The 2,614-nt window shown below is 63.9% G+C and carries 3 protein-coding genes; all 3 read right to left on the reverse strand.

Annotation, left to right across the window (positions count from 1 at the left end; translation table 11 throughout):
• Positions 1 to 161 precede the first annotated feature (161 nt).
• Genes A6302_RS19965 through A6302_RS24995 form a run of 3 tightly spaced genes read right to left on the reverse strand, consistent with a single transcriptional unit; the run spans position 162 to position 2,484 of the window.
• Complete coding sequence (locus tag A6302_RS19965; RefSeq protein ID WP_141704012.1) at positions 162 to 1,112, reverse strand: DUF5681 domain-containing protein; 951 nt, start codon at positions 1,110 to 1,112, stop codon at positions 162 to 164.
• A complete protein-coding gene (locus A6302_RS19970) occupies positions 1,102 to 2,106 on the reverse strand; it encodes a DNA-methyltransferase (RefSeq protein ID WP_245294177.1) in 1,005 nt (334 codons plus the stop codon). Before A6302_RS19970 ends, A6302_RS19965 begins: the two co-directional genes overlap by 11 nt.
• 54 nt (positions 2,107 to 2,160) lie before the next feature.
• Entirely contained in the window at positions 2,161 to 2,484 is a 324-nt protein-coding gene (locus A6302_RS24995) for a ParB/Srx family N-terminal domain-containing protein (protein ID WP_245294178.1), read from the reverse strand.
• Positions 2,485 to 2,614: the final 130 nt, after the last annotated feature.

The raw sequence follows: 2,614 nt of genomic DNA on the forward strand, positions 1-2,614 counted from the left end.
GTCACCGCCATAGCCTATGGCTGTGCGAACATCATGCCTGATGCTATATCTCTGCTTGTCGTCATTGCCCTCTGCCGACAAGGCAACTCGCATCAGCCGAATGGCAAGCTCCGAGCAGAAGTGGCCTTGTGGCTGGTCCGCTGGGACAGCGCAATTCCCCATCAGCTACCCGTTTTTGGCCAGGGCATGTCCTCACCGAACAGCTCATAGGCTCTCTCGAACTCCGCCTGGGATCGGTAGCCGTAGCGCTGCAGAAGCGGCTTCATGACGACGTTGACGCTGCGATAGGTCTCCTTGTCCATGGGCCCGTGCATCGAGGTCGGCCGCAGGTCCTCTACCCGGCGCAGGCAGCCCTCGAGATGCGCGCGCAGATCGCGGAGGCGCCGAACCATGAGGGCCATCAGACGGGGTTCGAAGTCATCGAGGATCTGCCACCGCTTCGGCAGTTTTGAATCCCAATATACCCATAGATTTCCGATCGATGTTCTGGCGATATTTTGAGCCTTGCTCTGGCACAGATCGAGAGCGAGACGGGCAAACAGCGCATCGCGCTGGGCGCGGCAGTAATTGAAGAAGGGCAGGTCCTCCTCGGTGAAGGGGCCTCGAACACTCCAGCTGCCGGTCGCGGCGTTGATGAAGATGTCGTCCGGATGCGGCCATGGGGCTTCAGGCTCGACGCCCTGCCTTGCGGCTGCGGCCCAGATCCTGGCCTTGTGTTGCTTCAAGGTGCAGATCTGCTCGAACTGATGCTGCTTGCGCTCCGCCTCGGCCTTGAGACGCGCCGCGTCACGCCCATCGAGCTCCCGCAAGAGTTTCAGGGCTTCTCGTTGTGCCCGGACATCACCCTTGATGGCATTGTTCGTCAGGGCGCGGACGATGACCTCCGTCAGCGCGGCGTCCCTCGTTCCACTGGCATCGGTCACCCTGATCCGGCGGTCGCGTTCCTTGCGCAGCGCATCGTCGAGCGCGCTGGGGTCGTTCGATGGGCCAGGATTGTCCGGCCTGGGCTTGCGCGGCCGACCTTCGGGATTGCCGGATCGTCCCTTCTGGAAACGTCCCCAGGTCGGCGGCTTCTTGTAGCCGAGCCGATCGTCATCACGATCAGAGGTCATGATCAGCACCTCCGGCTTGGCCGACCCGCGCTGCCTGTGCGGTCTGTTCCGACCGCATTTCCTCGCGCGCCTCAAAGCCGAGCCCGCTGGCGTCGTGCCGGGCTTGCCTGCCGGTCACCTGCTCCCATCGGCGCACGATCGTGTCGCAATAGACCGGATCGAACTCGGCCAGCCGCGCCAGCCGCCCGGTCTTCTCGGCCGCGATCAGCGTCGAGCCCGAACCGCCGAAGCCGTCGAGGATGATTTCGCCGCGGCGCGAGCAGTCGCGGAGGGCATCGGCGATCATCGCCACCGGCTTCACAGTCGGATGCATGGCCAACTCTTCGCCGCGGGCCTTGCCGGGACTGGTGATCCCTGGATAGTCCCAGACATTGGTGCGGTGCCGGCCGGTGGCGCCAAGGCCGAAGCTGTTGGTATGGGGCGCCTCGCCGATCTTGTAGACGAAGATCAGTTCGTGTTTGGAACGGTAAAAGCTGCCCATGCCGCCATTGGTCTTGTTCCAGACGACGAGGTTCTTGAGCTCGGTGAAGGCGGAGCGTCCCGCCGCCAGCATTTCCTCCATGTGCCGCCAGTCCATGCAGACGAAAGCGATGGCTCCGTCGCGCATGACGGCTGCCATGTTGCCGAGCGTGGCGGTGAGGAACGCCCTGAACTGGTCCGCGCCCATCTCGCCGCTGGCAAAGGCGTACTCGCGATGCCGGATGCTGCCAAGTCCGCAGACGTTGCCGTCAATCTTCACGTTGTAGGGCGGGTCGGTGAAAACGAGATCGGCCCGCTCATCACCAAGCAGCGCCCGGAAGGTCTCCGGGTCGCGGCTGTCGCCGCAGATCAGCCGGTGGCGTCCAAGGTGCCAGAGATCACCAGGCACCGTCACCGCCAGGCCGGTGGGGAGGGGGACCTCGTCCTCGGGGTCATCACGGCCGTCAGGCTTCGCCACCCGGGCTTCGTCGAGCACGAGGTCGATCTCGGCCAGACTGAAGCCGGTCAATTCCACAACGAACTGCAGATCGATGAGCCCTTGAAGTTCGAGCGCAAGCAGGTCGCGGTCCTAGCCTGCATTCAGGGCCAGCTTGTTGTCGGCCAGAACATAGGCGCGCAGATCGGCTGCGCTCAGATGGGAGAGTGTCAGGGTCGGGACACGCTCGAGCCCGAGGTGCCTTGCGGCCTCGACGCGGCCGTGCCCGGCGACAATCTCACCGGCATCGCTGACCAGCACCGGATTGACGAAGCCGAAGCGCTCGATGCTCGCCGCGATCTGGCGGATCTGCTTCCTGGAATGGGTACGCGCGTTGCGCGCGGCAGGCTTGAGGGACGCGACAGGGCGTTCGGTCAGTGTATGCGCGGATGCCGCGCGAGAAGACGATTTCGACAAGGGAGAACTCCGTTCACGATCATGGTCAGGTCGTTGCGGAATGCTGTCGTGGTCATGACTGTCTCCCTTTCTGTCGGAGGCTATCGATGCTCCGCAGTGTCGCGTCCAGCGGCACCTGCGATCCCCTGGA

The organism is Methylobrevis pamukkalensis, from assembly GCF_001720135.1.
Lineage (GTDB): Bacteria > Pseudomonadota > Alphaproteobacteria > Rhizobiales > Pleomorphomonadaceae > Methylobrevis > Methylobrevis pamukkalensis.

Bases quoted from the DNA above. Each gene is read 5' to 3' on its own strand.
- A6302_RS19965 (WP_141704012.1), bottom strand. From the start codon at position 1,112: ATGACCTCTGATCGTGATGACGATCGGCTCGGCTACAAGAAGCCGCCG.